The following is a 4839-nucleotide window of genomic DNA, read 5'->3' as shown; positions in this document are numbered from 1 at the left end:
GATTGACAAGAAGCCTGACCGGCAAACGACAACCCAAAATTATGATGCCGCAACCAAACAACTGATTTCAATTAGTAAGACCAATTCTCCGGTGGCGTTTTTGCGACAGATTAAAAAGCAAAAAAACGGGATTGTGACCAGTGGCGAGCAGCGAACACTATCCGAGCTAGTGACGTTGCGGGTTCTTCCTAACGATGTCATGAATATTTTAATTTACTATCTTTTGGTAGATGAGAAGCATTCAACGCTCAACAAAAATTTAATGTCATCGATTGCCGACGACTGGTCGCAACATGGTGTTGTGACCGCGGAAAAAGCGGTGGTGGCAATTAAACAACGGCCGTTGGAAAAGCAAAAAGAGGCTGCCAAGCGGCGGGCTAAATATGCCAATCAACGTCGTGTAACGGTTAAAGAAACGCTGCCGGATTGGGCCAAAGAAGACCACAAGGAGACTGCCAAATCAGCTCCTCAGCCAAAACGCCAGTTAACTGAAGCGCAGAAGAAGCAGTTAAAAGAGCAGCTGGATCAACTAAAGAAACCTGGAAAGTAGGTGAATCGCAGTGGAAAAAGTGAGTGATTTTGTCAAGAAATTAATGCAGGACCGTGAGTTTAAGGGTGGTAACGTCAGCCAAGGCTTTAACCGAATTATTAATCAAATTCGTCATGATCCTGAAATCGCGGCGTTTTTAAATGATCACAAGGATGAGTTAGCACCTGACGCGGTCGATCGTTCAGCTGCCAAGCTTTATGAATACGTCAACGTCAAAAATCAGATTAAGGACAAGAAACGGTCGTTTGCCCCGGGGTATTTACCTCAGCTGGTCGTCAACGATCATTTAATTGATATTTCGTACCAGCCATCGCCGGAAGTCTTGGAAAAACAGCGTACACAATCGCTTGCGCGTCGAATTCGGACGGTTTCAATGCCCAAAGACATTAAAGACGCGCGAATTTCTGATTTTGAAGGCGCTGATGCCGACAATCCGGATATGAATCGCTATGAAGCGTTGACAATGGCACTCCAATTTATCAACCAAATGAAGGCTGACCCGAAAGCCTTTCACCCCGGCCTATACATATATGGCCCGTTTGGTGTTGGCAAAACATTTTTGACCGGCGCGATTGCCAACGAGTTGGCGGATAGCAACATTCAAACAACGATGGTGCATTTCCCGAGTTTTGCCGTGGAGATGAAATCAGCGATCACGGATAATTCGGTCACTGAAAAAATTGACGCCATTAAAAAGTCACAGGTGTTGATGATTGATGATATCGGGGCCGACTCGATGTCTTCATGGGTTCGTGATGAAGTCTTGGGCGTAATCTTAGAGTATCGCATGCAACAACAGCTGCCGACATTTTTTACGTCGAACTTTTCAATGGAACGACTCGAAGAAGAACATTTGCGGATCAACCAAAAAGGTGAGGATGAACCTTTGAAGGCCAAGCGATTGATGCAGCGAATCAAATTCTTATCCAGAGAAGTGGAAATGAAAGGTGAAAATCGCCGGCCAGTTTAATTTGCAAATACAATTGACATTTTCAAAGTGTGATTCTATACTTATAACCAATGAATCAAAGAGACATGGCAATTATGACTCATCACAGGGAGAATGGTTCTAGCCTGGAAGACCATTTGTTTAGACATTAATTGTTACCACTCTTTGGAATTGGATTGCGGACAATGCTATCCCGGTCGGTACCGTTAGCAGCCACTTGAGCGTTTTTTGGATAACTGTATCCAAAATTCAATTTGGGTGGAACCGCGCTAAATACGTCCCTGATGTACATTTAATGTACGTCAGGGATTTTTTTGTGGTTCCAATAAACTATAAAGGGAGTAAGAAATATGTCAGAGCTTTCATTCGAATTTCCAGATGGTAGTGTGAAACAATTTGATGACGGTGTCACTTCAGAAGATATCGCCAAATCAATAGCGGTTAGTTTAGGTAAAAAAGCCGTTGCAGCAAAAGTCGACGGAAAGTGGGTCAATAACGACGAGCCTTTACATAAGGGCGGTAAAATTGAAATTGTTACTTCAGATAGTGACGATGGTCTCAGTGTTTTGCGGGCAACTGCAGCTCAAATTTTGAAGATGGCAATCGCGAACAATTTTGACAACATTCACTTTGGCGAAAGTGATGCTGACGAGGACGGGTTCTTTGTTGATACCGACAAACCAGACACCCAAATCAGTGTTGACCAGTTGGCTGAATTGGAACAATCCATGCACAACATTATCAAGCAGGATCTTTCAACCAAGGTTGTTTTCCTGAGCGCCGATGAAGCAGCTCAAGTTGCTGGCGATGATCCATACCAACAAGAGTTAGTGAAGGAAAATGAAGTCGATGGTAAGGTTAAGTTCTTCCAAATCGGCGATTTCAAGTCGATTGCCGAAGGGGCTGTATTACCATCAACTGGCAAAGTGAAGATCTTCAAACTGCTTTCGGTTGCCGGTGCTTACTGGCAAGGGAAGTCATCAAATCCAATGTTGCAACGAATTTATGCAACTGCCTTTAACAAGCAAAAAGATCTTGATGCTGACCTTGAGAAGCGTCAAGAAGCCCACGAACGTGACCACCGTGTCATTGGTAACGAACTGGATCTATTCTTCGTCGATCCTAAGGTTGGTGCAGGTCTTCCTTACTGGATGCCAAACGGTGCCACGATCAGAAGAACTATTGAACGATACATTGTCGACAAGGAAGTTGATAATGGTTACCAACACGTTTACACACCAGTTCTTGCAAACCTTGATCTCTATAAACAATCAGGCCACTGGGATCACTACCGTGAGGATATGTTCCCACCAATGGATATGGGTGACGGCGAAGAGCTTGAATTACGGCCAATGAACTGCCCAAGCCATATTCAAATTTACAACCATCACATTCGTTCATACCGTGAATTGCCATTACGGATCGCTGAACTTGGAATGATGCACCGTTATGAAAAGTCTGGTGCTTTATCAGGATTGCAACGTGTCCGTGAAATGACGCTTAATGACGGTCATACATTTGTGGCCCTTGATCAGATCCAAGAAGAATTTAAGAATATTTTGAATTTGATGGTTGATGTTTATCATGATTTCGACATTAATGATTACACGTTCCGCTTGAGTTACCGTGACCCAGAAAACACCGAAAAGTACTTTGACGATAACGAAATGTGGACCAGAGCCCAATCCATGTTGAAGGGTGCCATGGATGAAATGGGACTTGATTACACCGAAGCTGAAGGTGAAGCCGCATTCTACGGTCCTAAGTTGGATGTTCAAACTAAGACGGCACTCGGTAATGAAGAAACCTTATCAACGATCCAATTGGACTTCATGCTGCCAGAACGATTCGACCTGCACTACATTGGTGAGGACGGCAAACAACATCGTCCAGTTATGATTCACCGTGGACTTGTTTCAACGATGGAACGATTTGTCGCTTACCTGACTGAAATTTATAAGGGTGCATTTCCAACTTGGCTGGCACCACACCAAGTTAAGATCATCCCTGTCAGCCAAGACAAGCATCTTGACTACGCTAAGAAGATCAATGACCAACTCCGGGCTTTGAAGATTCGTTCTTCAGTTGACATGAGAGCTGAAAAGATGGGCTACTTGATTCGTGATGCTCAAACCCACAAGATTCCATATACTTTGGTTGTTGGTGACGAAGAAGTTAGTGGCAACAGCGTTTCAGTTCGTAAGTATGGCGAACAAGACACCCAATCAAAATCCGTTCCAGACTTTATTGATGAAGTTTCAAAGGATATTGCATCATATTCTCGTGAAGACTAATCAATGATTGGTTATCAAGCGGGTCAATGGTTTAGTGTTGACACATACTAGATTAGATGATACTATTTAATAGTTGTAATAAAAGCAGGAGCTACCCGCTTCTCGCCTGAGTGAAATTAAGTTCGCTGGGCATGATATCGAGTAAGAGCTTGAGTGATCAAGTTCTTTAATTGAGGCGGGCACAATTCTGTGCCTGCCTTTTTCTGCTTTTCAATTATTTTGGAGGTGAAGTACCATAGCAAAAGATATGATGGTTAATGACGGAATCCGTGCCCGTGAGGTTCGTTTGATTGGTGCTAATGGTGATCAACTTGGTGTTAAGACCAAGGCTGAAGCGCTTCAGTTAGCTGAAGACGCCGAGCTTGATCTTGTTCTGGTTGCGCCCAAAGCTAAGCCACCGGTTGCAAAGATTCTTGATTATGGGAAATATCGTTTTGAACTTCAAAAGAAGGAACGAGAATCTCGTAAGAAACAAAAAGTCATCAGTGTCAAGGAAGTTCGATTAAGCCCAACAATTGATGTGAACGATTTTAACACCAAGTTGAAGAACGCCAGAAAGTTTTTGGCAAAGGGCGAAAAGGTTCGTGTTTCAATTCGATTTAAGGGTCGGGCAATCACTCATAAGGATATTGGCCGAAAAGTTCTTGACCGGATGGCTGCTGAAACGGATGATGTCGCTACCGTTACTCAACGACCAAAAATGGACGGAAGAAGCATGTTCTTAATGCTTTCGCCTAAGGATTCAGATAAAAACTAACAGTTGTTAAATACTTGAGGAGGATTTTTACCAATGCCTAAACAAAAAACTAACCGTGCCGCAGCAAAACGTTTTAAGAGAACTGCCAACGGTGGATTTAAGAGCGCCAACGCTTATACAAGTCACCGTTTTCACGGTAAGACAAAGAAGCAACGTCGCCAACTTCGTGGTACAAGTATGATGGATCATACGAACTTAAAGACATACAAGAAGTTATTACCACATCTTTAATCCGAACCAGTTCAACTGATTCATTCAATTAATAAATAGGTTTCTATGATATAGGAGG

Annotated in this window: 5 protein-coding genes and 1 other annotated feature; all 5 genes read left to right on the top strand. The window is 43.1% G+C overall.

The annotated features are described in order from the left end of the window. On the top strand, nucleotides 1–550 hold a 550-nt coding region (locus AB3112_RS08215), incomplete at its 5' end, for a DnaD domain protein (protein ID WP_367334269.1). Nucleotides 551–560: 10 nt separating this feature from the next. Beyond that, complete coding sequence (gene dnaI / locus AB3112_RS08210) at nucleotides 561–1520, top strand: primosomal protein DnaI (RefSeq protein ID WP_057910437.1); 960 nt, start codon at nucleotides 561–563, stop codon at nucleotides 1518–1520. Nucleotides 1521–1849: 329 nt separating this feature from the next. Further along, the gene (gene thrS, locus AB3112_RS08205) at nucleotides 1850–3793 is read left to right on the top strand and encodes a threonine--tRNA ligase (RefSeq protein WP_084975288.1); all 1944 of its coding nucleotides are present in this window, start codon (nucleotides 1850–1852) and stop codon (nucleotides 3791–3793) included. A gap of 76 nt (nucleotides 3794–3869) precedes the next feature. Beyond that, nucleotides 3870–4004 (top strand) — a sequence feature (ribosomal protein L20 leader region). Nucleotides 4005–4040: 36 nt separating this feature from the next. After that, the gene (gene infC, locus AB3112_RS08200; protein WP_057910435.1) at nucleotides 4041–4550 is read left to right on the top strand and encodes a translation initiation factor IF-3; all 510 of its coding nucleotides are present in this window, start codon (nucleotides 4041–4043) and stop codon (nucleotides 4548–4550) included. 33 nt (nucleotides 4551–4583) lie between these two features. Beyond that, the gene (rpmI, locus tag AB3112_RS08195) at nucleotides 4584–4781 is read left to right on the top strand and encodes a 50S ribosomal protein L35 (RefSeq protein WP_057910434.1); all 198 of its coding nucleotides are present in this window, start codon (nucleotides 4584–4586) and stop codon (nucleotides 4779–4781) included. Nucleotides 4782–4839: the final 58 nt, after the last annotated feature.

This window comes from Lentilactobacillus sp., from assembly GCF_040773105.1.
GTDB classification, from domain to species: domain Bacteria; phylum Bacillota; class Bacilli; order Lactobacillales; family Lactobacillaceae; genus Lentilactobacillus; species Lentilactobacillus parabuchneri.
This window is presented reverse-complemented; position numbering and strand designations above follow the sequence as displayed.